Source organism: Haloparvum sedimenti (assembly GCF_001462205.1).
Lineage (GTDB): Archaea > Halobacteriota > Halobacteria > Halobacteriales > Haloferacaceae > Haloparvum > Haloparvum sedimenti.
Genome location: NZ_LKIR01000139.1, coordinates 101,611 through 127,018 on the forward strand (window position 1 = coordinate 101,611; position 25,408 = coordinate 127,018).

Here is a 25,408-nt window from a genome sequence, read left to right on the forward strand (position 1 = left end):
TCGGCCCGGACCCCTCGACCAGCGACTACAGAAAAGCGCTCGTCGACGCGACGCGGGCCTACGCGGTCTGAACGCGCGGCTCCCGGCGTGTCGAGAAGAAATCGGAGAGAAAGAATCCCCGCGTTAGCGGGCCGCGGCCGCGACGCGTTCCCGCTCTTCCTTCTGAGAGATCGGGTACGCCTGCATGTCGTAGTCGGCGGCGCCGGTGAGCTGCTGGGCGAGCGCCTCCGCGGCGGGGGTGGCGGACTTGTAGGTGGCGTTCTGCACGCCGTCCGCGATGAACTTCAGGGCCTGGTCGACGCGGCGCTGCGGGGCCACGTCGACGGCCTTCGGGACGGAGATACCGCCGTACTTCAGGCGGACGGTCTCCTCGCGCGGGGCCGCGTTCTCGACGGCCGTGACGAGCACCTGCGCGGGGTTCTCCTCGGTGCGGTCGTGGACGAGCTCAAAGGCGTCGCGCACGATACGCGTCGCCTGCTGCTTCTTGCCCGTGTTCTCCTCGGTCTGCATCAGGCGGTTGATCAGCCGCTCGACGATGGAGATCTCGGACTTCTTGAACTGCTTGGCGGCGTGACGGCCCATCGTGTGCGCGATGGGGGTCACGTTGATGTAGCGCTGGGTGCTCGGGTCCTCGTAGGCGATCTCCGAGACGTCCCACTCGCCGAATAGCAGGGCGTTCTCCGTGGCCTGCTCGCTGGCGGCCGGCGCGTCCGGTTCGGGTTCCTGCGCCTCGACGTCGGCGCTCTCCTCGCTCTCGCTCATCTGACGGGCTTCTCCGCGTTCCCGCGAACCAGTTCGAGCATCGCGACGCCGTTGACCTTCTCCACCTTGTAGTTCACGCCGGAGAGGTCGCCCATCGCGCGACCCTTCGCACCGCCGATGCCGGCGATGGTGACCTCGTCGTGCTCGTCGATGAACGAGATGGCGCCGTCACCGGGACAGAACGCGGTGACCTGCTTCCCGTTCTTGATGAGCTGGACGCGGACACACTTTCGGATCGCGGAGTTCGGCTGCTTTGCCTCGATACCGACCTTCTCTAAGACGATCCCGCGACCCTGCGGGGCGCCCTCGAGGGGGTCGGACTTCTTCTTGAGCCCGCGCTCGCGCCGAGCGTACTCGGTGTCGGACCAGCGACGCTGCTGCCGGTCCTTTTTGAGCTGACGGGCCGCGTATTTGCCGTTCGCCATCGTACCCGTACTTCCGAACGGAGCTACTTAAACGCCCTCATTCCCGTCCAGCGAGACGGTCTCAAAAGCCGCGAGCGGTACCTCTCGACGGATCTGCGGCCGTCCTTTTCCCGTCCGACGGTCGCTCCGTGCCGCTTGGACGATAAGCCGCGCGGAGAATCCGTCTCGACCGGAAACGGAGGGGTTGCTACCGAACCGCTATCGCAACGTCGCCCCGCCGCGCAGCCGCGCGGACTCGGTCGCGGTCCCGCCGTCGCCCCCGTCGCTCGCGTCCCGCGCCTCGTCGAGCCACGCCGGTTCCGCGACGGTCGTGTCGCCGATCCCCTCGAACTCGATGGTGATCGTGATCGTCGCATCCTCGCCGGCGTGGGTCCCGTCCCACGTCTGCTCGATGTACCGCACGACCCCGTCCGCGTCGACCAACACCGTCGCCGCGGCCGACTCGACCGTCTCGGGAATGGTGCGCTCGGGCTCGTACGCGTCGGCCGTGAAGCGCGTCACCGCGACGCCCTCGTGGGTCGTCGCGCCGTCGACGGTGAGGTTCCAGCCGTCGAGGCCGCCGACGCCCGCCAGCGCCTCGCGGCGCATCTCCGCGTCGAACTCCGCGGTGGTCCGGTCGACCGACTCCGACTGGTAGCGCGTCTCCGCGTCCGTCGCGAGCCGGTAGTAGGCGGTCCCGTCCGCGATGTAGGCCGTGGTCGTCTCGTCGACCTCGGTGATGTCCTGTTCGAGGAACTGCCGCTCGCGCTCGCGCTCGAACCGGGCGTCGTACGTCTGCGAGAAGAGCCACTGGTCGGGCCGCTCCTCGCCGCCGTACTCCGTGTCCGCCTCGGAGAAGACGCGGACGCTCCCCGCCTCGACGACCGCGTCGCCGTGGACCTCCGCCAGCGTCTCGGCCGCGAGCGCGTCGCCATCGCGCCACTCGACGTCCTCAGCCGGAACGGGCGTCGGCGAGGACGTTGCCGTCTCCGTCTGCTCGGCGGTTCCGTCCCCTTCGCCATCCCCGCCCTCGCTCGAACAGCCGGCCAACCCGGTCGTCGCGAGCGCGGCCGCGCCCGCGAGAAGCCTGCGTCGGTGCATGGCTACGGCGATGCCCCTCGGAGCTAAAAGGGACCGGGTCCGTTCGCGGTCGTAAACCGGCCGAACGATCCGAACGCGAGCGCCGAACGCGACCGCGATCAACACCACGGTGACGACACGGCGTGGAACCGCGCCACTGCGGTGCTGTGCTGTCGGCGCGCGCGAGAAACGCGCGCGAGGTCGCCGGCGCGCTACTGCACGCCGGCTGCTCGAAAATCTCCGATTTTCGGTGGAGGCGGCGGCGCGGCCGCCTTGCGGCGTGTTGCGGTTTCGCGGCCGCGCCGCCGCCGAGGCTGGGGAGGTGCGAGGCTGCAGTGCTGTGCGGTCGCGGGGCGGTGGGCGGGACTGAAAGGGGCAGGCGGCTCGATCCGGCCCCGACGACGTAAGCACCGCAGTCCCGCGGCGACCCTGTGTCGCCGCGACTGTTCGAGGAGCGCAGCGAGGCGCGGCCGGTCGAGCCGGCTGGGGCTTTCGAGGTGGTGCTGTCCAGAGCAGCAGGATCGACAAGCGAGATGGATCAGTAGTAGGGAGAGCCGCCTGGGGCTTTCTGGACGTTGCTGCCCCAAGCAGCAGGATCTGCAACAGAAACGAGAACTATCCAAAGGCCACAACAGAAAACTGGATCAAAAACGTCCGCGTCTAGGTCAGCTGGATGTCGTCCACGTCGTAGTGGCGCTTCGCCAGCGTGCGCGCGGTGTCGATGTTGCGTCCCTCCTTACCGATGGCGACGCCGCGGTCCTTCTCGGCGACCTCGACGTACGCCACGCGGTCGTTCTGCTCGGAGAGCGTCACCGCGCGGACGGCCGCGGGCGAGAGCGCGCTCGCGACGAACGCCTCCGCGGTGTCGGCGTCCTCGACGAGTTCGACGGTCCGCCCGAGCTCGTCCTCGACGCGTTCGACGGTCTGTCCGGCCTGGCCGATCGCCTCGGCCATCTCCCCCGCGGGGACGAGGAAGACCAGCCGGTCGCCCTCCACGAGGCAGTCCTTCGGCGTGACGCCGGTCAGCTCGTCGAACCGGCCGATGTACCGCCGTGCCTCGTCGGAGAGCTCGACCCGCATCAGTCGTCGGCGGGCTTCGAGCCCGTGACCCGCGAGCCCATGCGCAGGTCCACGTCGCCGGTGCCGATGGAGACCGGCTTCCCGACGATGACGTTCTCGATGACGCCGTCGAGGTCGTCGCGCTCGCCGTGAATGGCGGCGTCGAGCAGGTGGTTCACCGTCACCTCGAAGGCGGCGCGTGCCAGCACCGAGTCCTTGTTGCCGGAGATGCCGTGCCGGCCGATGGACTCGATCTCGCCGTTGTTGGTCATGATGTCCGCGACCAGCATCAGGTGGCGGACGTTCACGTCGTCGAGACCCTGCTCCTCCAGCGTGTCCATCGTCTCGTTGATGATGGCCTCGCGGGCGGCCTCGATCCCGAGGTTGCGGTGGATCTCGTGGATGTTGTTGCAGGTGGAGCGGCTGGCGTCGACGCCCTCGATGTCGAGCACGTCGCCGAACGCCGACCCCTCGGTGTAGAGGACGAACTCCTCTCCCTCGTCGGTCTGCTCCTTGCGGATGACGACGCGGGTGACGTCCTCGATCCCCTTGAACACCACGTCGCGGAGCTGCTCGACCAGCTGGAGCAGCTCGCGGTAGCTCGGCTGGTCCGGGCCGAACTCGATGGCGGTGCCCGCCTGACGCGTGTCGACGCCGAGCGCGTCCTCGATGGTCTCCGCGACGATGCCGGCGACCTCGCTCGGGTCGTCGTGGGTCGGCCACCGCTCCAGCAGCGTCTCCTCGTTGAGGTCGATGCGGACCAGCATGTCCGCGACGTTCGTGGAGACGTCACCGAGCGCGAGGATCTTCGTGGACTCGATGGACCAGACGACCTCGTGGGCCTTCTCGCGGTTCTCGGCGTACTCGTCCTCCAGGAACACCGTCATCATCGGCGTGTCCGGGGTCTTCCGGGCGTCCACCAGCTCGATGAGCCGGGGGAGCCCCTGCGTGACGTCGATCTCCGCGACGCCCGCGTAGTGGAACGTGTTCATCGTCATCTGCGTCCCCGGCTCCCCGATGGACTGCGCGGAGACCGTGCCGACCGGGTCGAGGGGGTCGACGCGCGTCTCGAGGTAGCGGTTCTCGACGCCCGTGACGATGTCGGTCGCCTGCTCGTTGGAGACCCCGCCGTACTCCTCGGCCTTCGCCTCGAGGGTCTCGTACACGTCCTCCTTCAGCCGCCGCGGGAGGTCCGTGTCCTCGACGATGGCCTCGATGTCGTCGGTGACGTGGTCGTACTCAGTCATCGGAGTCCACCCCCAGTCCCTGCGCCTTGTTAAGCCCGGGACCGGCGTGTTCGGAGATGTTCGTCGGCGGCTGTTCGCGGCCGAGGAACTGCTCCTTCTCCTCGTCGTCCGCGAACTCCGCGGAGAGGACGCGGTCGGCGATCCCCTCGACGTCGAGACCGCTCTCGTCGCCGGAGGAGACCTTCACCGGCGAGGTGCCGTCCTCGCCGAACTCGAACTGGACGATGGTGTCGGAGGTGTCCCGCACCGTGCCGTCGTACTGCGCCTCCAGCTCGGAGAGCGCGTTGATGAGCCGGCGCTGCAGGTAGCCGGACTTCGACGTCCGGACCGCCGTGTCGACCAGGCCCTCGCGGCCGCCCATCGCGTGGAAGAAGAACTCACGCGGCGTGAGCCCGTTGCGGTAGGAGTTCTCCACGAACCCGTGCGCCTCAGCGGAGAGGTCGCCCTCCTGATAGTGGGCGAGCGTGCGGCCCTCGTAGCCGCGGTTGATGCGCTCGCCGCGAACCGCCTGCTGACCGACGCAGCCGGCCATCTGGGTGAGGTTCAGCATCGAGCCGCGGGCGCCGGACTGCGCCATGATGACGGCCGGGTTGTCGTCGCCGAAGTGCTCCTCGGCGATCTCGCCCGCGGAGTCGCGGGCCTTCCCGAGCGTCTGCATGATCTTCATCTCCAGCGTCTCGTCGACCGTCCGGCCCGGCAGGCTCTCCAGCTCGCCGGCCTCGTAGGTCTCGATCAGCTCCTCGATGCGGTCGTAGGCGCTGTCGATCGCCTCGTCGACCTGCTCCTCGGCGAGCGGCGGGATGGACTCGTCGTCGATCCCGATCGAGAAGCCGAAGTGCATGATCGCACGCATCGCCAGCGCCGCGATCTCGTTGATGAACACGCGGGCGCGCGTCTCGCCGTACGCCTTCGTGATCGTGTCGACCACGTCGCCGCCGAACGCGCCGACCGCGTCCTCGTCGACGGTCCCCTCAACGAGCTGACCGTCCTCGATGAGCACGCGGTCGCCCGTCGAGGAGGTGAACTCCAGGTCGAGGTCGTCCGGCAACAGCTCCGAAAACAGCGTCCGGCCGGTCCAGAACGGCCCCTGCTCGTTCTCGCCGTCCGCCTCGGGCAGCTCGTCGACGCGGGTGGCGCGCAGCAGGTCCAGCGCCTGCGTCTCCGTGAACTCGGGGTTCGTGTGCGTCAGCAGGTACGTCCCCGAGATGTGGTCCTGGATGGCGCCGATGATGTTCTCGCCGAACCGCGGCGAGAGGATCTGCTCCTGGACGCGCATGAGGACGCGCGCCTCCGCGCGGGCCTCCTCGTTCTGGAGCGCGTGCATGTTCATCTCGTCGCCGTCGAAGTCCGCGTTGTACGGCGGGCAGACGACGGTGTTGAGCCGGAACGTCTTGTACGGCATCACCACGACCTCGTGGGCCATGATGGACATCCGGTGCAGCGAGGGCTGCCGGTTGAAGATCACGATGTCGCCGTCGATCAGGTGGCGGTTGACCTCCCACCCCTCCTCGACCTTCTCGGCGAGCTCCTCGCAGTTCTTCGCGGTCACCTTCAGGCGGCGCCCGTCGGGGCGGCGCACGTAGTTGGCGCCCGGGTGGCTCTCGGGGCCGTTCCGGACGTATTGGCGCGCTTCGTCGAGGTTGCGCTCGGTGACGTTGAGCGTCTGGGTCATCTCGGTGGCGACGCGGTCGGGGACGCCGACCTCGTTGAGCGAGAGGGTCGGGTCCGGCGAGATGACGGTCCGGGCGGAGAAGTTGACGCGCTTCCCCGAGAGGGAGCCGCGGAAGCGGCCCTCCTTCCCCTTCAGGCGCTGCGAGAGCGTCTTGAGGGGACGGCCGGAGCGGTGCCGGGCCGGCGGCGTGCCGGAGATCTCGTTGTCCACGAACGTCGTGACGTGGTACTGGAGCAGCTCCCAGAGGTCCTCGATGATCAGCTGGGGGGCGCCCGCCTCGCGGTTCTCCATGAACCGCTGGTTGATGCGGATGATGTCGACCAGCTTGTGGGTGAGGTCGTCCTCGGAGCGCTGGCCGTTGTCGAGCGTGATGGACGGCCGCGTGGTCACCGGCGGGACGGGGAGCACGGTCAGGATCATCCACTCGGGGCGGGAGTCCTCCGAGTCGATGCCGAGCGCCTCCAGGTCCTCGTCCGGGATGTCCTCGAACCAGTCGCGGATGTCCGAGGGCATCAGCTTGTTCATGTCCTCCTCGGTGAGGTCCACGTCGAGCGCGCGCTCGATGGCGCGGCGGTCCTCCTTCCGCGGACGGAACTCGCCGGCCATGATGTCGTTGACGCGCTCCAGCGAGATGTCGGTCTTCTCGGCCAGCTCCTTCGGCGTGGTGCCGGGCTCGTCGTTCTCCTCGTCCGGCTGCATCGCCTGCGCGATGCGCTCGGAGTAGTCGCCCGAGAGCACGTCCTGTACCTCGTAGTAGGTGGTCGGCTTCTCGTGTTTGATGTCCGCCTGCGGCTCGCCGCAGTACGGGCACGAGGAGGCCTTCCGGGCCTGCCGGACGGCCGCCTTCAGCACGTCGTGGGGGTCGTCGCCGAGTTCCTCTGCGCGCTCGAAGCGGTCCGCGAACTCCGCGCGCCCCTCCTCCGTGAGCGAGAGCTTGCCGCACTCCCGGCACGTCGAGCGGAGGAGCCGCCGGATGAGCTTCGTGAAGCCGACGTGGATGACCGGCGCCGCCAGCTCGATGTGGCCGAAGTGGCCGTTACACGAGCCCGAGTGGCGACCGCAGGTCCGGCACTCCAGCCCGGGGTCGATGACGCCCAGTCGCGGGTCCATCAGCCCCATGTCGATGGGGTAGCCGTCGTCGTCGTAGGTGTCCGCCGTGATGACCTTCGTCGCGGACATGTCGCGATACGTCTCCGGGTCCATCAGCCCGAAGTTGATGCCGCCGAGTTGTTTGGGTGTCTGCATTGACATTCGTGAGACCTCCTAGACCGCGTCCTCCAGTTCGAGCCGGGGGCGGATCCCCAGGGCGATCATCTCGTCAAGCAGGAGCTTGAACGCGTAGCTGACCTCCAGCTCGTGGATGTCGTCCTCGTCGCCGGTCACCGGGTCGTAGATCCGGCGCTGCTCGCGGTCCTCGACCGCGACCAGTCCGGTCTCCGCGGAGACGTGGACCGTCTCCGCGTCCGACGACTCAAGCAGGCGCTCGTTGAGCACCATCGCGGCGCCGTGCCCGATGACGGTGTCGCGCTCCATCTCCCCGACGCGGAGGCCACCCTCGCGGGCGCGCCCCTCGGTGGGCTGGCGCGTGAGCACCTGCACCGGCCCGCGCGAGCGGGCGTGGAGCTTGTTCGACACCATGTGGTACAGCTTGTGGTAGAAGATCGTCCCGACGAAGATCTCCGCCTCGATCTTCTCGCCGGTGACGCCGGAGTACATGACCTCCTTGCCGGAGGACTTGAAGCCGTGCTCTTCCAGCTGGCCGCGGAGCTCCTCCTCGTCCTCGCCCTGGAACGGCGTGCCGTCGACCCGGCTGCCGCGCAGCGCGCCGACCTTCCCGCCGAGCATCTCCAGCACGTGGCCGACCGTCATCCGGGACGGGAGCGCGTGCGGGTTGATGATGAGGTCGGGAACGACGCCCTCCTCTGTGAACGGCATGTCCTCCTGCGGCGCGAGGTGGCCGACGACGCCCTTCTGGCCGTGTCGGGACGCGAACTTGTCGCCCAGCTCGGGAATCCGCTCGTCGCGGACCTTCACCTTCGAGAGCTTCGAGCCGTCCTCGCCCTCCATCAGGGTGACGGTGTCGACGACGCCGTCCTCGCCCGAGCGCATGGTGACGGAGGTCTCCCGCCGCTTCTGGGGCGAGAGCCCGCCCATGTCGTCCGGCTCCTCGAGGAAGCGCGGCGGGGAGGTCTTGCCGAGCAGCACCGAGGACTCGTCCACCTTCGTCTCGGGGTTGACGAGGCCGTCCTCGTCGAGGTGGGTGTACGCGTCCTCGCCGCGGGCGCCGCGAACGTCCTGGCTCGGGATCTCGAAACGGTCCTCCTGACCACCGGGGTAGCGCCGCTCCTCGCCCTCGTAGGTGCGGAAGAAGTGCGAACGGGCGAGCGCGCGGTCGACCGACCCCTGGTTCATCACCAGCGCGTCCTCGATGTTGAACCCCTCGTAGGACATGACCGCGACCGTGAAGTTCTGGGCGGCCGGCCGCTCGTCGAAGTTGATCTGCTCGGTGGTCTGGGTCTTGACCATCGACAGCTGCGGGTAGTGCATCAGGTGCTGCCGCGTGTCCGGCCGGATCCGATAGTTGGCCGAGGGAATGCCGAGCGACTGCTTCATCATCCCCGCACCCATGGTAATCCGCGGGCTGGCGTTGTGCTCGGGGTAGGGGATCATCCCCGCGCCGATGCCGAAGATCAGCTGCGGGTCGATCTCGAGGTGGGTGTGCTCGTCGGTGACGTCCTCCTCGTCGACGGCGACGTAGATGTCCTCCTCCTCCTCGGCGTCGATGAACTCGACGTAGCCGCGGTCGACGAGGTCCTCGAAGTCGAGTTCACCGTTCTCGACGGCCTCGACGTCCTCGTCGGACAGCAGGGGCTCGCCGTTCTCGACCACGATGAGGGGGCGCCGGGCGCGTCCGGCGTCCGCGTTCACGATGACCTCGCGGGTGCGCTGTTTCACCGAGACGTTGACCATCTCGGAGACGTCGCCGCGCCGCCGCGCCTCTCGGATCTGTTCTGCGAGCTCGTTCGGGTCCGGGTGGGTCCCGACCAAGCTCCCGTTGACGTAGACTTTCGCCTCGCGTTCTGCCTGAGCCATTGTTAGTCGTCCGCCGTCTGTCGGTCGACGCCCTCGATGCCGGGGATCCCCTCGACACCCATCGACGCCAGTTCTCGTTTGAGTCCCTGTTCGTCCTCGACGTTCTGGGAGAGCTCCATCGCCTGCGCGAAGTTCTTCACCAGACCGCAGTTCGGCCCCTCCGGCGTCTCGGAGGGACAGATGCGACCCCACTGGGTCGCGTGGAGGTCACGCGCCTCGAAGTGCGGCTGACTGCGCGACAGCGGGCTGCGCAGCCGGCGCAGGTGCGAGAGCACGCCCATGTAGTCCGTGCGGTCGACCAGCTGGGAGACGCCCGACCGGCCGCCCACCCAGTTGCCCGTCGCGATGGGGTGTTCGAGCCGCTCGGTCAGCACGTCCGAGCGGACCACCGTGTTGACGGTGAGATCGCGGTTCCGCATGTTGGCGCGCTCAAGCTGGTACTTCACGTCGCGGGCCAGCTTGTTGAGCGCCGTCCGGAACAGGTCCTTCATCAGGTCGCCCGAGACCTTCAGCCGCTTGTTGGCGTAGTGGTCCTTGTCGTCGGACTCGCGGCGGTCGAGCGCCAGCTCGAAACACGCCTCGGCCATCCGACAGAGGTAGTACGCCTTGTTGATGCGCACGTCCTCGTCCTCGACGCCCTCCTCGTGGAGGTGCGGGAGGAGGTAGCGGTCGATGACGTAGTTGGCGCGCTTGAGCTGGTAGTTCTTCCCCTGGCCGGAGGCGACGCGCTTCCCGAGCTCCTCGATGGCCTCCTCCTCGGTCTGCACTTCGGCCTCCTCCAAGTTCTCCAGCATGTACTTCACGATCTCCGGGTCGTCGGAGACCCGGTGAACGATCTCCTCGTCGGACTCCAGCCCGAGCGCACGGACCAGCGTCACGAAGTCGATGGAGCCGGAGACGGAGGGGAACGAGACCTCCAGCAACCCCTCGCGGTTCCGCTCGCAAAGCACCAGCGCGCGGTAGCCGCGGCGCTGGGAGAACGTCTTGGCGACCTGGATCTCGTCGCCGTACTTGGTGTCGTACTCCGCGAGGATCTTGTTCGGCGCCAGGTCCTCCGAGGTCATCAGCACGCGCTCGGAGCCGTTGACGATGAAGTAGCCGCCGGGGTCGACGGGGTCCTCGCCGATGTCGATGAGCTCCTCGTCGGAGAAGCCCGCCATGTTGCACTTGTCCGAGCCGACCATCACCGGCATCCGACCGACCTTCGTCTCGGTGGAGTCGACGACCGTCTCCGGTTCGTCCTCGCCGCCGCGGACGATGGACATCTCCATGAAGACGGGCGCCGAGTAGGTGATGTTGCGGAGCCGCGCCTCCTGCGGGTAGAGCAGCTCCTCGGAGCCGTCGGCCTCGCGGACGCGGGGGGTGACCATGCGGACGTCACCGAGCTCGACGTAGACGGGCTCTTGCCCCTCCTTGTCGCCGATGTCGGTCTCGATACGCTCCTTCTCGTCGACGACGTCCTGCATCCCGCGACCCAGGAAGTTGTTGAACGATCGGAAGTGGTGCTCGGCCAGTCGGTCGTCCGAGAAGTACTCCCGGGAGACCGTGCGTAGGTCTTGTCTGTTCATGAGATGACGAGCCGGTACACGACCGCCTGATCGGCCGTTCGCGACTCTCGAACGATCTTGATCACGTCACCGACCTCCGCGGCGTCCGGCACCGCGGGGTCGGTGCGTTTGATCTTCGGCAGGTTCGTCTTTTTCACGTTGTACTCCGCCAGGACCTCCTCGACTTCCTCGGGGTCGTCGAGCAGGACGTGGTCCGGGACGAGTTCGTGTTGGCTTACGTCTACCATGGGTGCTGGTGGTTGGGAGAAGCTATCACGAGATACTACAGTTCTCTATCTCACGCACGCTCATAAGAGTTGTCAAGCGCGGCGGGGCGCGCCGCTAACCGGGACGAGGGGCGAGTGACACTCGGGAACACGCCGGGGGAGGATAAAAGCATGACGCCAGTCGTCACGCGGCGCTCGAGCATCGGACCCCCGAGCGGCGCCGCGGGACGGTGAGACCGCACCACACGACGGGGACGGATGATAAGCCTTATCTGCGAGTCACGGTTACGCCTGAGTGCAGCAAGCCCGGATGGTGTAGTGGCCCATCATACGACCCTGTCACGGTCGTGACGCGGGTTCAAATCCCGCTCCGGGCGTTCCCGTTCTTCGGGACCGCTGCCTGTTAGCCCGGATGGTGTAGTGGCCCATCATACGACCCTGTCACGGTCGTGACGCGGGTTCAAATCCCGCTCCGGGCGTTTTCCGTCGCCGCCAACCGACGAGCGCAGCGAGTCGAGTTCTGCGGCGACGAGAGGCCGACGGGATTCTGAATCAGGGAGTGACGCGAGCCCCGGCGAGCGAACGACCGTGGTTCAAATCCCGCTCCGGGCGTTTTCGATTTCTCGACCGCGGAGCGACGCGGCCGCGGTTTCTCGCCTGCGGATGCTTCGACGCGCGGAGAACGATCGACCGCGATCGACCGGCTACTCCTCGATCCCCAGCAGGTCGTCCACGAGCTCCTGGACCGCGAGCGCCGTCTCGAAGTCGACCAGGTCCGCGTCCGCGCCGTCCATCGCCGCAACCATCTCGTCGACGAGCGTCAGCGTCGTCTCGCCGTCCGCGTCCGTGACCACGCGCTCGTCGTCGGTCCCCGGGTCGGCCACGAGCGTCCGCCAGTCCGCGAGTGCGAGCGCGCCGTCGGTCCCCTCCACGGTCAGCGAGTTCTCCTCCTCGCCGGCACAGTCCGTCAGCAGGTCGACGGAGCCGGCGACGCCGTCCGCGTCGAGCCGCGCGAGAACGGCGGTCTCGCACGCCTTCGGCCCGCCGAACTCGCGAATCGCGTCGACGACGGCGACGTCGTCGAACAGCTCCAGCGCGCCGAACAGGAAGTGGCTCCCCACCTCGCGGGTCGGCCCGCCCTGCTCGCGCCCCTCCAGCCAGCCCACGTCCTGCCAGGGACGGGGCCACTGCGGGAACCGGAACCGGAGCGAGAGCCGCCGGGGGTCGCCGATCTTCCCGGCCGCCACTCGGTCGACCAGCTCCCGGAACCCGGGCGTGTAGCGGAACGGGAAGTTGATCGCGGTCACGCGGTCGGTCTCGGCCGCGCGTGCGGCCAGTTCGCGGCCCTCGGCGGCGGTGGGCGCGATGGGCTTCTCGCAGATGACGTGCGCCCCGGCGTCGAGCGCCGCGTCGACCACGTCGAAGTGCGCGACCGGCGGGACTCCCACGTGGACCAGGTCGGGCGACGCCTCGTCGAGCATCGCGTCGAGGTCGGTGTAGGGGGCCGCGCCGTGTTCGTCTGCCAGCGACGCAGCCGCGTCGGCGTCGAGGTCGCAGACCGCGACGAGGGCGGTCCGGTCGTGTGCCGCGAAGGCGTCGGCGAGTCGCTGCCCGATCACGCCACAGCCCACCACGGCGGCGTCGTACATGCTCCGAGCGAGGGCACGACGGTTGAAGACGGGTTCGTTCCCGAGACGCGGCCGGAAGAGGCGGCCGGGGGAGACTTCAGACGCCCCAGAAGAACGCGATCCCGAGCGTCGTCACGACGGTCAACAGGACCTGCAGCGGCGCGCCGACGCGGAAGTAGTCGGTGAACTTGTAGCCGCCGGGACCGTACACCATCAGGTTCGTCTGGTAGCCGATGGGGGTGAGTATCGCGGTCGAGGCCGCGAACGTCACCGCGAGCACGAACGAGAAGGGGTTCGCGCCGAGCGCCTGCGCCGCGTCGACCGCGACCGGGATCATCAGGACGACGCTGGCGTTGTTGCTGATCACGTTGGTGACCAGCGCGGTGAACAGGTAGAACAGGCCGAGCACCGCCAGCGGCGGGAGCGACCCGGACGCGAGCACCACGACCTCCGCGAGCCACGCCGCCGCGCCGGAGCGCTCCATCGCCACGCCCAGCGGAATCAGTCCGGCCAGCAGGACGATCACGCTCCAGTCGACGGCGGGGTACACCTCGTTCGGCTTCACGCAGCCGGTGACGACCATCGCGACGATGCCCGCGAGCGCGCTGATGACGATGGGGAGGACGTCGAGCGCCGCGACCGCGACCACGGCGCCGACGATGCCGAGCGCGACCGGGATGCGCTCGGTGCGGAAGTCCGGGCGGGTGAGCTCCCGGGCGACGACGAAGTCGCGGTCGTTCGCGAACCGGTCGATCGTCTCCTCGGTCGCCTGCAGGAGGAGGGTGTCGCCGCCGCGGAGCCGGCGCTCGTCCATCCGCGCGTGGATGATCCGCCCGCCGCGCCGGATCGCGAGGACGGTCGCGTCGTACCGCCCGCGGAAGTTGAGCGTCTCCAGCGTCTCCCCGACCAGCGACGCCTCCGGCGAGACGACCACCTCGACGAGGCTCTGCTCGACCGCCGGCTCGACCCCCGCGGCCTCGGCGTCGAGGACCTCGTCGGTCACCTCGGCGTCCGGAGCCAGGTCCAGCCCCTCCGCGTCGATGAGCCCGAGCAGGCTCTCGCGGTCGGTCCGGAGCACGAGGATGTCGCCCGCGCGAACCTCCTTGCGCGCCAGCGGCTCGGTGAACGCCTGGTCGCCGCGGATCAGCTGGACGATGTCGGCGTCCACGTCGAGGTCCGCGAGACTGTCCTCGACCGTCCGCCCGACCAGCACGGAGTCCTCGCGGACGACGACTTCCGTGAGGTACTGGGTCATCTCGAACTCCTCGACGAGCCGGTCGGTCACCTTGATTCGCTCGGGGATCAGCAGCCGTCCCACGGTGGCCATGTACACCCCGCCGGTCACCAGGACGATGACCCCCAACTGCGTGAACTCGAACATCGAGAACGGGTGGTCTATCAGGCGAGCAGACAGGTCCGACGCGAGGATGTTCGTCGAGGTGCCGATCAGCGTCAGCGTGCCGCCGAGCATGGCGACGAAGGAGACGGGCATCAGGAGCTTCGACGGCGAGACGCCCGTGCGCTTGGAGATGGTCGTCACCATCGGGATCATGATGGCGACGACCGGCGTGTTGTTGATGAAGCCGGCCGTCCCCCCGGAGAGTCCGAGCACCGCGAGCAGCTGCTTGAACGGGCTGTCGCCGTAGCGCTCGGCGATCCGGTCGCCGACGATGTTGACCAGTCCCGAGCGTCGGATCCCCTCGCTGAGCACGAACATCGCGAGGACGGTGACCGTCGCGGTGCTGGCGAACCCGCTGATGCCGGTCGTCGCGTCGACCCCGGTCCACGGCTCCAGCGCGACGAGCGTCACCAACACGCCGATGGCGGCGATGTCGATGGGGACCGGCTCGGTCACGAACAGGACCAGCGCGGCCGCGACGACCCCGAAGACGACCAGCATCGACGGTGACAGCGGCGGCACGGCGCCGAGACCGGTCGCTCCCTGCGCGGCGATCATTCGCCAAGACCGACCGCAGGGCCGGACAAAAGTCTGCCGGGGAGACGTTGAGAGAAGGCGGTACTGGTGCGGTCGCGATGCGGGTGCCGTGCGGTCGCGGTGCTGATGCGGGCGCGGTGCTGATGCGGTCGCGGTGCCGTGCTGCCGGCGCGTGCCGCGGCGACCGCGGAGCGTGTCGCCGCGACCGCGCGAGGGAGGGCTGGACGCGACCGCGCTGTGGTGCGGTTCCGCGGTCGCGTCCAGTCCGAGGCTGGGGAGGTGCGAGGCTGCGGTGCGGTCGCGGGGCGGTTGCGGTGGGTGGGACTGAAAGGGGCAGCCGGCTCGACCGGCCCCGACGACGTAAGCACCGCAGCGGGCGGTGTCGAGAGCGAGGAGCGCAACGAGGCGCGGCCGGTCGAGCCGGCTGGGGCTTTCTGGGTGTTGCTGTCCCCAAGAGCAGGATCTGCAGCAGTCACAAAAGCATCGTACGGAGAGCCGGCTGGGGCTTTCTGGGTGTTGCTGTCCCCAAGAGCAGGATCTGCAGCAGTCACAAAAGCATCGTACGGAGAGCCGGCTGGGGCTTTCTGGACGGCGCTGTCTCAAGCAGCAGGATCAGCCACAGAAACCCGAGTTCCCGACGAGCAGCCGTAGCCAGAAACGCTCCGATCACCCGCCCCATCCGAGTGCCGTACGCTCAAGTAGCCGGCCGCCCGAGCACGGCCATGCTCTCGAAGCGGCTCGCCTCGACGATCGCGACCGGCCTCTGGGTCGCCGGGGCGCTGCTGGTCGGACAGGCGCTCCACGTCTCGGTCGTCGCGGGCGAAGTGCCGATAACCGCGCCCGCACCGGTGTTCTACACCGTCGCGGGCGTCGCGCTGATCCTCGTCGCGCGGAACCTCGACGCACACCCCTCCGAGTACCTCGACTACGTCTCCGGACCCGACGAGGACGGCGCGGAGACCGGCGACGCCCCGGACGCGGAGCCGGACGCCGGCTTCGACCCCGCGGCCTCCCCGCTGGACGAGGAGGCGCTGGAGAACCTGGAGGCGCGCGAGCGCGAGAACCAACAGGAATAAATCGTGGGAATCGGTAGCACCGCCAACGCATGAGCACGATCAAGGAACGTCTGCCCGCCTCCGCGCTCCAGCCCGTCGGGATCGGCTCGCTGCTGCTCGGCGTCGCGGGGCTGACGATCGGCTACATCCTCCTGATCCTCGGGATCACGTTCGTCTACGGCCTCGCGCCCCACGAGCTCCCGCTCGTCGACAGCCTCCTGGTACTGGCGACCGGACTCGTCTCGGCGCTTCTCGGATACGCGGGGCTGAAGGGCTTCATGCACTTCTCGTACTGATGTACGAGATCCGCGACCACCCCGAGACGCCAGATCTGGAGGCGCTCGGCGAGTTCGTCGTCGAGCCGGTCGCCCCCGACGCGATCCGCGACCGCCGCGAGGCAGGTGAAGAGCTCCGCGAGGTGAACCTGCTGGACGCCGACGAGGTGGACGCCTACGTCGAGTTGAACCCGGACCCGATGGCGCCGGGCGACACCGACATCGGCACCGCACTCTACCGGCTGGTCCAGCTGTTCGGCACGCCGCAGTTCGAGGAGTACGCCGCCGGCGAGGACATCTCGTGGCGCGACGACGAGACGTTCAAGTACCTCTTCGAGGTCACCCGCGAGGACGAACCGGGCGAGTGGCTGATCACGGTCCACGACTGGCGCGTCCGGCTCGGCGTCTCGCTGGCGGCGTGGTCGGGCGACCTCGACGCGGAGACGCCCGCGGTCGACCCCGGCGAGGCCGTCTCGCTGCTCGCGCTGGTGACGAACCTCGTCACCGAGCCGGTGTTCTGCGAGCACGAGGAAGTCCCCTACTGAGGTGTCGCTTCGCTCGTCGCTCGCCGCGGCCGGTCGGCGCCTCCTCGCGCTCGGCCACTGCGCAGTCGCCGCGGGGCGTCGCGTCCTCGCGGCGATGACGAGCCGACGCGCGAAGCTCTACGCCGCGCTCGGACTCCCCTATCTCGCGACGCTCGCCAGCATCGGGAGCTACCTCTCCCGCGGCGGGACCGGGACGCCGACCGCGGTCGAGATCGGGCTGCTGGCGGGCACGCTGGGCGCGCTGTTCCTCTACGCGCTCGGCGCGGACGCGGGCGGTCGGTGACTGGGGGCGAAGCGCTCACGCGCCGGTCGCCGTCCCGTCACCGCCCCGTCAACACGTGCATCAGGCCGAACGTGACCGCGAGCAGCGCCACGAGCAGCCCGCCGAACGCCGGGACCACCGCGCCGTAGCCGTACAGACCGGCCCAGTAGCCGCCGAACGACAGCAGGAGGAGCGCCGGCACCGACAGCACGTACAAAAGCGAGGAGAGGTAGCTCGGGAGCGTGGGGTCCTCGTTCCGACGCGCGAACATGCCCCGGTCCTTGGCGTCCTTCTCCTCGGTCGGGAGGTCCCGTGCCATGCGCCGACGTTGGAAAGCCCTCGGAAAGAGGGTTTCGGGGTGTCCGAGCCGGGATATCGTGACGCGAGCGCCCGTTACTCCGTGACGCCCTCGAACGTCACCGCCGCGAGGTAGCCCCCGCCGAAGACGAGCAGTTGGATCGTCAGCACGTCCACGACGGCGTCACGGAGCCGCGGGGCGCCCACGAGCTCCGCGACCGCGCCCGAGTAGCCGAGCGCGTAGACGGGCCAGAGCCACGCGCCGATACACACCGCCGCGCCGACGACGAACGCCACGCCGGCCGCGGCGACGCTTTCGCGGAGCCCGTTCGTGAGCAGGTGCGCGTACACACCCGCGAGCGCCACCGCGGCCAGCGCGATCCGATGGTCACCCGCCGGCATCAGGTCCTCGTGGCCGGCCATGAACGTCGCGAGCCCAACGACGACGCCGACGAGCAGGCCGACCGCGCCGGACCGGATCAGGAACGCCGTCCGGCGATCGACGTGGATGTTGCAGACCAGCCGCTCGCGGCCGAGCGTCTCGTTACGCATCGTCTCCTCCGTCCGCTCCGTCGGTTCCGCTCGTGTCGTCGGACTCGGTCGTCCCGTCGCTCCCGCCCGCGGCCGCCCGGTCGTCCGTGACATCCACGTTGACGGTGCGGTCGACGATGGTGCCGGTCAACCGGCCGTCGGCCGAGAGGCGGTCCGCCTCGGCCGCCGCGTGGAGCCGCTCCGTCGAGACGTCCTCACCGGTCGCGCGGATCCCGAACGTGACGGTCTCGCCCGCGGGCACCGCGACGGGGTCGATGCTCCGGCCGGCGGTGCTGGCGACCACCTCCTCGCCGTCCGAGACCGGGAGCCACGCCGCGTCGAACCGCATGTCCGCCTCGGTCGGGTTCTCGACGCGGAGCCGGACGGTCACGGCGCCGCCGTCCGCGGGCTCGATCCCGGCGACCTGTGCCTCGACCGACGTGGACGCCTCCATGTGGGCGGTGACCGCCGCGCTCGTCGACAGCGCGCCGCCGACGGTGAGCGCGACCAGCAGCGCGAACGAGCCGACGAGCAGGAGGGACCGCGGCGAGGGGGACCGAACCATCTCAGTCGTCAGCGGGGGCGGACGCGGTTCCGTCTTCGGACGACCGACGGTCCCCCTCCGTGTAGAGGAGACACGCCGCCTCGACGCTTCGGCTGGCCGAACGCAGGTCCGGCCGGTCCGTCTCGCACTTGGAGACGAACTCCGACCGGATCCGGTCGGCGGCCGCATCGGCGTCTCCTGCCACGAGGTGGTCAGCCGTCTCCTCCAGGGTCGCCATCGCGTCGCCGGGGATCTCCAGCGCCGAGATGTCGACGCCGCCCTCGTCCATTCCGAGCTCGGATTCGTGTCTGTACTCCTCGGGGAGCTGGTCGAGCGTGAGTCCCTCGCTCAACAGGCGGTCGCGGACGCGGTCGTCCGGTTCCGCCTCGGGGTCCACGTCGAGGTTCTCGGTCGAGAGGCCGTTCAGCACGCGGCGCCTGAACGTGCTCACGCGACGGAAGGCGTTCTGGCTCCCCTGCCACCCCTCCGGCGGGATGATCTCCGCACAGCGGGTGTGGAACTTGCAGCCGCTGGGCGGGTTCCGGGGACTCGGGATGTCCCCCGTGACGTTCGCGCGCTTGCGGTCGCGGGTCGGGTCCGCGACCGGAACCGCGTCGAACAGCGCCTCGCTGTAGGGGTGTTTCGGGTTGTCGACGATCTCCCCCGTTGGCCCGTACTCGATCATGTCGCCGAGGTACATGATCGCCGTCTTGTTGCACATGTACCGGATCAGCGAGAGGTCGTGGCTGATGAACAGGTACGTCAGGCCGTACTCGTCCTGCAGGTCCTTCATCAGGTTGAGCACGCCCGCGCGGATGGAGACGTCAAGCATCGACACCGGCTCGTCACAGACGACGAAGTCCGGATCGACCACCATCGCGCGCGCGATGGCGACGCGCTGGCGCTCGCCGCCAGACAGTTCCTGTGGGAACGAGTCGAGGTAGGCGTCGCCCGGCGCGAGCCCCACGTCATTGAGCGTCTCCACGACGCGCTCGCGGCGCTCCTGGTAGGAGTCGTACATCTCGTTGATCCGGAGCGGCTCCGAGACGGTGTCGTACACCGTCATTCGCGGGTTGAGCGACTCGAAGGGGTCCTGGAAGATCATCTGGACCCGCTGGCGGAACTCCGTCTCCTCCTCGCGGGTCATGTCCGTCACGTCGAAGGTCGCGTCGTCGAAGTGGAACCGGATCGACCCCTCGGTGGGGTCGTACAGCTTCACCAGCAGCTTGCCCAGCGTGGTCTTCCCGCAGCCGGACTCCCCGGCGACGCCCATCACGTCGCCGCGCTCGATGCTGAAGGAGGCGCCGTCGACCGCGCGGACCGGGTTCGTACCGGTGCCGAGCAGGCGCTCGATGACGCCCTCGCTGGTGTCGAACCACTTCTTGAGTCCCTCTACCTCGACTAGTGGGTCGTCTGCTGTAGCCATGTTTCCTCCTTTGCGGCGTCTTCCTGCACCTGTTCGAGGTCGTCGAGCCGGTAACAGGCCGACTCGTGGGCGACCTCGTCCGTCGCCTCCCCGAGCGCGCGGTCCACATCGTACATCGGCGGGTGGGAGTCGCGACACTCCTCGACCGCGAACGGACAGCGGTCGACGAACCGACAGCCCGGGTTCGGGTCGCGCAGCGTCGGTGGCGTTCCCGGAATGGAGACGAGCTGCTCCTGGTCCTCCTCGACGGTCGGGAAGGAGTTGCGCAGCCCGAGCGTGTACGGGTTCGCCGTCCGCTCGAAGATGGACTCGGTCGTCCCCGACTCCATCATCTTCCCGCCGTACATCACGCCCATCCGGTCGCACGTCTCCGCCATCACGGAGATGTCGTGGCTCACGATGAGCATCGCCACGTCGAACTCGTTTTGCAGGCTCTTGATCTCGTCGAGCACGCGGTCCTGGATGATCACGTCGAGCGCGGTCGTCGGCTCGTCCGCGATCAGCAGGTCCGGACTACACGCCATCGACATCGCGATGACCGCGCGCTGTTTCATGCCGCCCGAGAACTCGTGGGCGTAGTCGTCCGCGCGCTCGCGGTCGATGCCGACGCGTTCGAGCAGGTCGCGGGCGCGACCGCGAGCCTCCTCGACGTCGGTCCCGGGCTCGTGGCGGGTGATCGCCTCGACGATCTGGTCGCCCACCTTGTAGACCGGGTTGAGCGCGTTCAGCGCGCTCTGCGGGATCAGCGCGACGTTCCGCCAGCGAACGTCGCGGATCTGTTCGAGGGAGAGCTCCGCGAGGTTGGTCATGCCGTCCTCGCGGACCGGGTACTGTGGGTCCTCGACCACGTCGCGGCGCACCTCGCCGCGCTCGTCCGTCCAGGCCGGCAGCGTGCCGTCGAACCAGATCTCGCCGCTCTCGACGTCGCCGTTCGAGTCGAGGAGCTGGATGATCGACTTCGCGAGCGTCGTCTTCCCGCAACCGGACTCGCCGACGAGCCCGAACGTCTCCCCGTGGTCGACGGTCAGCGAGACGCCGTCGACGGGGTGGACGTCCGGTCCATCCATGCGGTACCGCACGTTCAGGTCGTTGATTTCGAGTAGATGGTCAGCCATATGTTATCTCTGGGGGTTCGCCACGTCCTCCATCGAGAACCCGATGAAGTAGAACGCGCCCGCGATCATCGTGATGGCGATGCCCGGCGGCAGCAGCCACCACCAGGCCTCGAACACGAAGCCGCGGTTCTGGATCTGTTCGAGCATGATGCCCCACGAGTACGCCGTGAAGTCCGACAGGCCGAGGTACGCCAGCGATGCCTCCGCGAGGATGGCGCCGGCCGCGTCCTGCGCGAGGTAGACGAACGTCAGCGGCAGGACGTTCGGCAGGATGTGTCTGAAGATGACGCGCGTGTCTGACGCGCCCGCGACCTTCGCGGACTCCACGTAAGAGCGCTCCTTCAGGCTCAGCGTCTCGCCCCGGATGATGATGCAGTTGTTCACCCACGACTTCACGACGATGCCGAGGATGATGTTGGTCGTGCTCACGCCACGGATCGCCACGAGGACGATGAGCAGCGGGAGGAACGGCAGCCCGTAGGTGATGTCCGCGAGCCGCTGGATCGACTCGTCGATCCACGTGTCGCCGTAGTAGCCCGAGATGAGCCCGAGCGGAACGCCGACGAGGCTGGAGAGGAGTCCGGCCGCGAGCGCGATGTACATCGCGTTCTGCGCGGAGTAGACGAGTTCCGTCATCACGTCTTTCCCCTGATCGGTCGTCCCCATCGGCGCGAAGAAGGGGTCGCCGAACGCCGGCGGATGCGGCAGCGAGTCGATCTGCTGGGGCGTCATGCGTCCCGGATCGGTTCCGAGGTACGCCGTCCACTCAGTCGAGTGGGGGGCGAACCAGCTCGGGGCGATCGCCCACATGACGTACATCACGAGGATGAACAGCCCGATCACGCCGAGCCGATGCTGTGCGAAGCGGCCCCAGACCCGCTTGTAACGGTCGACCTTGGGGCCCCACTTCTCCTTATACGCCTCCAGGCGCGAGTTTGAAGATCCAGTAGCCATGATCACTCACCCCCCTCGAAGCTGATCCGGGGGTCGAGATACGTGTACGCGATGTCCGTCAGCAGCCGCATCACGACGATGAGCACGCCCAGGATGAAGAACACCGCCTGCGCGGTCGGATAGTCGCGACGGAGCACGGTGTCGACGATGAGCGCGCCCATCCCGGGCCACGAGAAGACGTACTCGATGATCACCGCGCCGTCGATGATGAACGCGACGCCCACGATGGCCTGCGTCGCCACCGGGATCAGCGCGTTGCGGGCCGCGTGCTTGATCATCACGGTGCGCTCCGAGAGCCCCTTCGCCTTCGCGAGGTAGACGTAGTCGGAGTCCACGACCGTGTTCATCTGCGTCCGCATCACTAACATCGCCCCCACCCATCCGACGGAGATGATGCTGAAGAGCGGCAGGGCGATGTGGTGGAGCACGTCCACGATGGCGCGCCACCACGTCCACTGCTCGAACGGCGCGAGCAGGGAGGGATCGTCGGGGTACTGTGACATCATGTAGGAGCTGGGCAGCCAGCCGAGCTCGTAGTTGAACAGCCAGATGAGCAGCCACGCGATCCAGAAGGCGGGCATGGAGTACGCGACGAGCCCGGCCGCGAAGACCGACTTGTCGCGCTTGGTGCCGCGCCACCAGCCGAGGTACATCCCCACCAGCGGGCCGATGATGTACCCGAAGATGAACGACGCTCCGAAGAGGACGAGCGTCCGCGGGAGCCGCCGTTCGATGAGCGACCACACCTCGGTCCCGTAGGTGGGCGACCAGCCGAACTGACCGGTCTGATAGTTCACCATGAACGCGAGGTACTGCCGCCACAGCGGTTCGTTCAAGCCGTACTGTTCGACGATCGCTTCCCGTGCTTCGCGCGGCATGTCCGGCGACACCAGCGCGTCCGCGAACGTCCCCGGCATGAGCCGCAACAGCAGGAAAGCAAGCGTCATGATCCCGAGAATAACGAAGTACGAGACGACCAATCGATACGCGAGGTATCGGAGACTAATTCTGGCCATTTGGGTCTGTGTAGGGTGTTGCTTGTGGGTATTTGTGTGGGGTTAACTTTTGCTCTTCTCCGTCCGAGGCGTTTCGGCACGGAAAAGTGAAAACCCGGACAGCGACGGCGGGGTTACTCGGCCTGGTGAATCTGCGAGAACTGGACGCTCACGTACGAGTCACCCGGGCTCGGGATCCCCCCCACGTAGCCCTCGAAGTCGGCCTCGTTGACCGGCCACTGCGGGATTTCGTGGCTGTTGATCTGCGAGGGCGCATCCAGATAGATCTTCTCGACCGCCTGCCGCGCGACCGCGTTGCGCTCCTCCGTGTCCATCGTCTGGAGCGCCTCGTCGATGAGGTCGTCCGCGCCCGGCAGTCCTTCGGTGCCGTAGCCCATCGCGTTGTTGGCGTCGGTCTCGCCGATCTCGTCGGGACCGTGCGCCTGACTGCTGTGGAACAGCCCCTCCAGCGACGGCGCACCGAACGGCGAGAGGTTTGTCCACGACATGGGGAACGCGCCGAAGTTGACGTTCGTGTACACCTCGGTGAGCATGGTGTTGAACGTCATCACGTTTCGCTCCACCGGAATGCCGAGAGCCTTCAGCTTGCTCACCCAGTCCTCGAGCATCTGCGTGCCGAGCGGCGAGTCCTGCGGCGGGTACATCAGTATCTGGAGTGGCTCGCCGTTGATCTCGGTGATCGTCTCGCCGTTGACCCGGATCTCCTCCTCGACGCCAGGCTCGTCGGCGAGGATGTCGGACTCGACCGAGTCCCACGTGTACTCGTGGCGGGCCTCCATGTCGTCCGTCGTGACGCCCGTCATCGAACCGGGGTAGTCGCGGCCGGGGATGACCTGGTTGTCCCCTTCCGCGGATTCTCCCGTGATCGGAACGCCGTTCTGGAGGAATTCCTTGATCGACGCGTAGTCGGGAACACCGGGCTGGTCTTCGAGGAAGTCGAACGCCTTCGAAGCCGGGTGCTCGTTGATCTCCGCGTCGATCTCCGTCTCGGGACGGACCGCAGTGTATCCCGGCGGCATCGTGAACGCCCCGCGCTGGACCGTCCCGCGGTTCAGCTGGTTGATCCAGTAGATGTGGTCGTACACCAGCCCGACAGCCTGTCGGAAGATCGTGTCGTCGAACGGCGTCGTCCGCATCTCGAAGGAGTAGTGCGCGTAGCCGGTGTCGGAGCCGGTGACGATGCGGGCACCCTCCTTCTCCTCGACGTCCGGAATGTTCGCCGGCAGAACCGAGCCGTACAGCGCGTCGATGGCGTCCTCGGAGATGAACGCCTGCTGGAGCGCGTCGGACGAGCCGTAGATGTTGATGCGGACGTTGTCAAGGAACGGACCGCCCGCGCGGAGGTTCTCGTGCTCCTGGTACCACTCGAGGTCGTTGAGCGTGTAGTCGTCGCGGTACTCGATCTCGACGGACGTGTCGGGTTCGTAGCGGGAGAGCCGCCCGGGACCGAGACCGACCGGACCGAGGTACTCCTGGCCGTCGACCTCGTAGGTGTTCTCCTGCGGCTGGTACTCGGTGAAGTCCTCCGGGGAGACGTCGCTCCAGCGGTGCTCGGGAAGGAGCGGGAGCTGAAGCTGCTGGCTGTCGTAGGTCCCGACCGGGTTCGCGAGCTTGAGGTGGACGTCCCAGTCGTTGTCCGCCTCCTCGACGGTCTCGATGGGCGCGACCGTCGACGCGTAGCGGCCGGGGTTCGCCTCCATGATGAAGTTGTACGTGAAGAGCACGTCGTCGACGGTGAACTCCTCCCCGTCGCTCCACGTGATCCCCTCGCGGATGTTGAAGTAGACGTCCGGCTCGCCGCTGTCGACGTTCTCGACCGTCCAGTCGGTGTACGCGCTCGGCTGGACGTCGAACGTGACGGGGTCGAGCGCCGTCCCGTAGCCCATGATCTCACTGAGCACGGTCCACGAGTACGAGGAGGAGGTCGCCATCGGGTTCACGCCCTCCGGCGGGTTGCTCATCCCGAAGCGGAAGGAGCCACCCTCCGGAACGTCGCCTTCACCGGCTTCGCCCGGAGTCGACTCCGTTATCTCCTCCGTTCCCTGCGGTTCGGTTTCCGTCCCCTCGCCGCCGCCGTCGCCGGTACACCCGGCGAGCGAGACGGCGACCGCACCGGCGCCGGCCTTGAGGAACGGACGTCGCTTGCTACTGGTGGCAGTGGTGTCATCGTCTGACATGCCTTGCATTTCGCTGTAATTCTGGATGTAAGTACCTTTCGGTGATACCCCGACGGAGAGATTTATTCTCTCGAGATATTTTTGAATAAAGAGACGTTGGCTGCCGGATCGTCACCGAATTCGCCCATTAGCTGTCGAATGCTTCCTCGCTGTTTCTCGCGCGCACGCCGAAGTAGAGCGCGAACGCCAGCCCGGTGACGGCGAGGCTCGCGTACAGCTGCGGCGTCATCGCTCCTTCCGGACCGTTCTGGTGGGTCCAGACGACTCCGAGCCCAGCCCAGCTCGCTGCGACCGCGAAACTGACGGTTAACAGCCATGCGGCGAGGGTACCGCTCCCCCGGCGCGAGACGACCATCGAGACCGTCATGAGTACCACGACGATCACCGCGAGTACCCCCCGAGTAGTCATGCCCATGGGCGACATTCGACGTGCGCAACGCAAAAACCGTCGGATCGAACGGCCGTGTTTAATCACCTGAAGGGAGTGGAATTTGCTGTTCCGCGGCCTTCCTGATGTTGTATACTGCACACATCAGCGCAAGTTCACGGAATTCTC

24 protein-coding genes and 2 tRNA genes are annotated in these 25,408 nt (G+C 67.8%); 6 read left to right on the top strand and 20 right to left on the bottom strand.

Annotated features, from left to right (window positions below; genetic code table 11):
- Positions 1–123 precede the first annotated feature (123 nt).
- From AN233_RS14110 to AN233_RS14150, 9 genes are all read right to left on the bottom strand, one after another.
- Complete coding sequence (locus AN233_RS14110) at positions 124–762, bottom strand: 30S ribosomal protein S7 (protein ID WP_058367408.1); 639 nt, start codon at positions 760–762, stop codon at positions 124–126.
- Positions 759–1,187 carry a 30S ribosomal protein S12 gene (locus AN233_RS14115; protein WP_058367409.1) on the bottom strand — a complete coding sequence of 143 codons (429 nt, stop codon included), beginning with the start codon at positions 1,185–1,187 and terminating at the stop codon, positions 759–761. Before AN233_RS14115 ends, AN233_RS14110 begins: the two co-directional genes overlap by 4 nt.
- Before the next feature lie 198 nt (positions 1,188–1,385).
- Positions 1,386–2,267, bottom strand: coding sequence for a DUF7537 family lipoprotein (locus tag AN233_RS14120; RefSeq protein ID WP_058367410.1), 882 nt, complete (start codon positions 2,265–2,267; stop codon positions 1,386–1,388).
- Positions 2,268–2,906: 639 nt separating this feature from the next.
- On the bottom strand, positions 2,907–3,326 hold the full coding sequence (locus AN233_RS14125) for a NusA-like transcription termination signal-binding factor (protein WP_058367411.1): 420 nt from the start codon (positions 3,324–3,326) through the stop codon (positions 2,907–2,909).
- Positions 3,326–4,552, bottom strand: coding sequence for a DNA-directed RNA polymerase subunit A'' (gene rpoA2 / locus AN233_RS14130; RefSeq protein ID WP_058367412.1), 1,227 nt, complete (start codon positions 4,550–4,552; stop codon positions 3,326–3,328). Before rpoA2 ends, AN233_RS14125 begins: the two co-directional genes overlap by 1 nt.
- Positions 4,545–7,469: a DNA-directed RNA polymerase subunit A' gene (locus AN233_RS14135; protein WP_058367413.1), complete on the bottom strand. Its 2,925-nt coding sequence runs from the start codon at positions 7,467–7,469 to the stop codon at positions 4,545–4,547. The genes rpoA2 and AN233_RS14135 overlap by 8 nt, the downstream gene beginning before the upstream one ends.
- 18 nt (positions 7,470–7,487) lie before the next feature.
- Entirely contained in the window at positions 7,488–9,317 is a 1,830-nt protein-coding gene (rpoB, locus tag AN233_RS14140) for a DNA-directed RNA polymerase subunit B (protein ID WP_058367414.1), read from the bottom strand.
- Between the two features lie 2 nt (positions 9,318–9,319).
- Entirely contained in the window at positions 9,320–10,885 is a 1,566-nt protein-coding gene (locus tag AN233_RS14145) for a DNA-directed RNA polymerase subunit B'' (protein WP_058367415.1), read from the bottom strand.
- Positions 10,882–11,112, bottom strand: a complete 231-nt coding sequence (locus AN233_RS14150; protein ID WP_058367416.1) for a DNA-directed RNA polymerase subunit H — start codon at positions 11,110–11,112, stop codon at positions 10,882–10,884. The genes AN233_RS14145 and AN233_RS14150 overlap by 4 nt, the downstream gene beginning before the upstream one ends.
- 283 nt (positions 11,113–11,395) lie before the next feature.
- Between AN233_RS14150 and AN233_RS14155 the strand changes: the two genes are divergently transcribed.
- Positions 11,396–11,468 (top strand) — tRNA-Asp (locus AN233_RS14155).
- Positions 11,469–11,497: 29 nt separating this feature from the next.
- Positions 11,498–11,570 (top strand) — tRNA-Asp (locus tag AN233_RS14160).
- Positions 11,571–11,795: 225 nt separating this feature from the next.
- Here the strand turns inward: AN233_RS14160 and AN233_RS14165 are convergent.
- Both AN233_RS14165 and AN233_RS14170 read right to left on the bottom strand, forming a co-directional pair.
- Positions 11,796–12,740 carry a Gfo/Idh/MocA family protein gene (locus AN233_RS14165; RefSeq protein WP_058367417.1) on the bottom strand — a complete coding sequence of 315 codons (945 nt, stop codon included), beginning with the start codon at positions 12,738–12,740 and terminating at the stop codon, positions 11,796–11,798.
- Between the two features lie 76 nt (positions 12,741–12,816).
- Positions 12,817–14,619, bottom strand: coding sequence for an SLC13 family permease (locus tag AN233_RS14170; protein WP_058367433.1), 1,803 nt, complete (start codon positions 14,617–14,619; stop codon positions 12,817–12,819).
- A 758-nt stretch (positions 14,620–15,377) separates the two neighbouring features.
- Between AN233_RS14170 and AN233_RS14175 the strand changes: the two genes are divergently transcribed.
- From AN233_RS14175 to AN233_RS14190, 4 genes are read left to right on the top strand one after another with little or no spacing between them, the layout of a single operon-like run.
- Positions 15,378–15,731: a hypothetical protein gene (locus AN233_RS14175; RefSeq protein ID WP_058367418.1), complete on the top strand. Its 354-nt coding sequence runs from the start codon at positions 15,378–15,380 to the stop codon at positions 15,729–15,731.
- Positions 15,732–15,760: 29 nt separating this feature from the next.
- Positions 15,761–16,006: a hypothetical protein gene (locus tag AN233_RS14180; protein ID WP_058367419.1), complete on the top strand. Its 246-nt coding sequence runs from the start codon at positions 15,761–15,763 to the stop codon at positions 16,004–16,006.
- Positions 16,006–16,530, top strand: coding sequence for a hypothetical protein (locus tag AN233_RS14185; protein WP_058367420.1), 525 nt, complete (start codon positions 16,006–16,008; stop codon positions 16,528–16,530). The genes AN233_RS14180 and AN233_RS14185 overlap by 1 nt, the downstream gene beginning before the upstream one ends.
- A 1-nt stretch (position 16,531) precedes the next feature.
- Complete coding sequence (locus AN233_RS14190; protein WP_058367421.1) at positions 16,532–16,813, top strand: hypothetical protein; 282 nt, start codon at positions 16,532–16,534, stop codon at positions 16,811–16,813.
- Between the two features lie 37 nt (positions 16,814–16,850).
- Here the strand turns inward: AN233_RS14190 and AN233_RS14195 are convergent, their stop codons facing one another.
- From AN233_RS14195 to AN233_RS14235, 9 genes are all read right to left on the bottom strand, one after another.
- Entirely contained in the window at positions 16,851–17,111 is a 261-nt protein-coding gene (locus AN233_RS14195) for a hypothetical protein (protein ID WP_058367422.1), read from the bottom strand.
- 74 nt (positions 17,112–17,185) lie between these two features.
- On the bottom strand, positions 17,186–17,641 hold the full coding sequence (locus AN233_RS14200; RefSeq protein WP_058367423.1) for a hypothetical protein: 456 nt from the start codon (positions 17,639–17,641) through the stop codon (positions 17,186–17,188).
- A complete protein-coding gene (locus AN233_RS14205; protein ID WP_058367424.1) occupies positions 17,634–18,185 on the bottom strand; it encodes a hypothetical protein in 552 nt (183 codons plus the stop codon). Before AN233_RS14205 ends, AN233_RS14200 begins: the two co-directional genes overlap by 8 nt.
- A 1-nt stretch (position 18,186) precedes the next feature.
- Positions 18,187–19,590 carry an ABC transporter ATP-binding protein gene (locus tag AN233_RS14210; RefSeq protein ID WP_058367425.1) on the bottom strand — a complete coding sequence of 468 codons (1,404 nt, stop codon included), beginning with the start codon at positions 19,588–19,590 and terminating at the stop codon, positions 18,187–18,189.
- Positions 19,566–20,705: an ABC transporter ATP-binding protein gene (locus AN233_RS14215; protein ID WP_176696701.1), complete on the bottom strand. Its 1,140-nt coding sequence runs from the start codon at positions 20,703–20,705 to the stop codon at positions 19,566–19,568. The genes AN233_RS14210 and AN233_RS14215 overlap by 25 nt, the downstream gene beginning before the upstream one ends.
- Positions 20,706–20,708: 3 nt before the next feature.
- Complete coding sequence (locus AN233_RS14220) at positions 20,709–21,659, bottom strand: ABC transporter permease (RefSeq protein WP_080508487.1); 951 nt, start codon at positions 21,657–21,659, stop codon at positions 20,709–20,711.
- A gap of 2 nt (positions 21,660–21,661) precedes the next feature.
- Positions 21,662–22,675 (bottom strand): ABC transporter permease, encoded by a 1,014-nt coding sequence (locus tag AN233_RS14225; RefSeq protein WP_218055101.1) that lies wholly within the window; start codon positions 22,673–22,675, stop codon positions 21,662–21,664.
- 113 nt (positions 22,676–22,788) lie between these two features.
- Complete coding sequence (locus AN233_RS14230; RefSeq protein WP_058367427.1) at positions 22,789–24,852, bottom strand: ABC transporter substrate-binding protein; 2,064 nt, start codon at positions 24,850–24,852, stop codon at positions 22,789–22,791.
- Between the two features lie 127 nt (positions 24,853–24,979).
- Positions 24,980–25,267, bottom strand: coding sequence for a hypothetical protein (locus AN233_RS14235; RefSeq protein ID WP_058367428.1), 288 nt, complete (start codon positions 25,265–25,267; stop codon positions 24,980–24,982).
- Between the last annotated feature and the right edge of the window lie 141 nt (positions 25,268–25,408).

Bases quoted from the DNA above. Each gene is read 5' to 3' on its own strand.
- AN233_RS14110 (WP_058367408.1), bottom strand. From the start codon at position 762: ATGAGCGAGAGCGAGGAGAGCGCCGACGTCGAGGCGCAGGAACCCGAA.
- AN233_RS14115 (WP_058367409.1), bottom strand. From the start codon at position 1,187: ATGGCGAACGGCAAATACGCGGCCCGTCAGCTCAAAAAGGACCGGCAG.
- AN233_RS14120 (WP_058367410.1), bottom strand. From the start codon at position 2,267: ATGCACCGACGCAGGCTTCTCGCGGGCGCGGCCGCGCTCGCGACGACC.
- AN233_RS14125 (WP_058367411.1), bottom strand. From the start codon at position 3,326: ATGCGGGTCGAGCTCTCCGACGAGGCACGGCGGTACATCGGCCGGTTC.
- rpoA2 (WP_058367412.1), bottom strand. From the start codon at position 4,552: ATGACTGAGTACGACCACGTCACCGACGACATCGAGGCCATCGTCGAG.
- AN233_RS14135 (WP_058367413.1), bottom strand. From the start codon at position 7,469: ATGCAGACACCCAAACAACTCGGCGGCATCAACTTCGGGCTGATGGAC.
- rpoB (WP_058367414.1), bottom strand. From the start codon at position 9,317: ATGGCTCAGGCAGAACGCGAGGCGAAAGTCTACGTCAACGGGAGCTTG.
- AN233_RS14145 (WP_058367415.1), bottom strand. From the start codon at position 10,885: ATGAACAGACAAGACCTACGCACGGTCTCCCGGGAGTACTTCTCGGAC.
- AN233_RS14150 (WP_058367416.1), bottom strand. From the start codon at position 11,112: ATGGTAGACGTAAGCCAACACGAACTCGTCCCGGACCACGTCCTGCTC.
- AN233_RS14165 (WP_058367417.1), bottom strand. From the start codon at position 12,740: ATGTACGACGCCGCCGTGGTGGGCTGTGGCGTGATCGGGCAGCGACTC.
- AN233_RS14170 (WP_058367433.1), bottom strand. From the start codon at position 14,619: ATGCTGGTCGTCTTCGGGGTCGTCGCGGCCGCGCTGGTCCTGTTCGTG.
- AN233_RS14175 (WP_058367418.1), top strand. From the start codon at position 15,378: ATGCTCTCGAAGCGGCTCGCCTCGACGATCGCGACCGGCCTCTGGGTC.
- AN233_RS14180 (WP_058367419.1), top strand. From the start codon at position 15,761: ATGAGCACGATCAAGGAACGTCTGCCCGCCTCCGCGCTCCAGCCCGTC.
- AN233_RS14185 (WP_058367420.1), top strand. From the start codon at position 16,006: ATGTACGAGATCCGCGACCACCCCGAGACGCCAGATCTGGAGGCGCTC.
- AN233_RS14195 (WP_058367422.1), bottom strand. From the start codon at position 17,111: ATGGCACGGGACCTCCCGACCGAGGAGAAGGACGCCAAGGACCGGGGC.
- AN233_RS14200 (WP_058367423.1), bottom strand. From the start codon at position 17,641: ATGCGTAACGAGACGCTCGGCCGCGAGCGGCTGGTCTGCAACATCCAC.
- AN233_RS14205 (WP_058367424.1), bottom strand. From the start codon at position 18,185: ATGGTTCGGTCCCCCTCGCCGCGGTCCCTCCTGCTCGTCGGCTCGTTC.
- AN233_RS14210 (WP_058367425.1), bottom strand. From the start codon at position 19,590: ATGGCTACAGCAGACGACCCACTAGTCGAGGTAGAGGGACTCAAGAAG.
- AN233_RS14215 (WP_176696701.1), bottom strand. From the start codon at position 20,705: ATGGCTGACCATCTACTCGAAATCAACGACCTGAACGTGCGGTACCGC.
- AN233_RS14220 (WP_080508487.1), bottom strand. From the start codon at position 21,659: ATGGCTACTGGATCTTCAAACTCGCGCCTGGAGGCGTATAAGGAGAAG.
- AN233_RS14225 (WP_218055101.1), bottom strand. From the start codon at position 22,675: ATGGCCAGAATTAGTCTCCGATACCTCGCGTATCGATTGGTCGTCTCG.
- AN233_RS14230 (WP_058367427.1), bottom strand. From the start codon at position 24,852: ATGTCAGACGATGACACCACTGCCACCAGTAGCAAGCGACGTCCGTTC.
- AN233_RS14235 (WP_058367428.1), bottom strand. From the start codon at position 25,267: ATGGGCATGACTACTCGGGGGGTACTCGCGGTGATCGTCGTGGTACTC.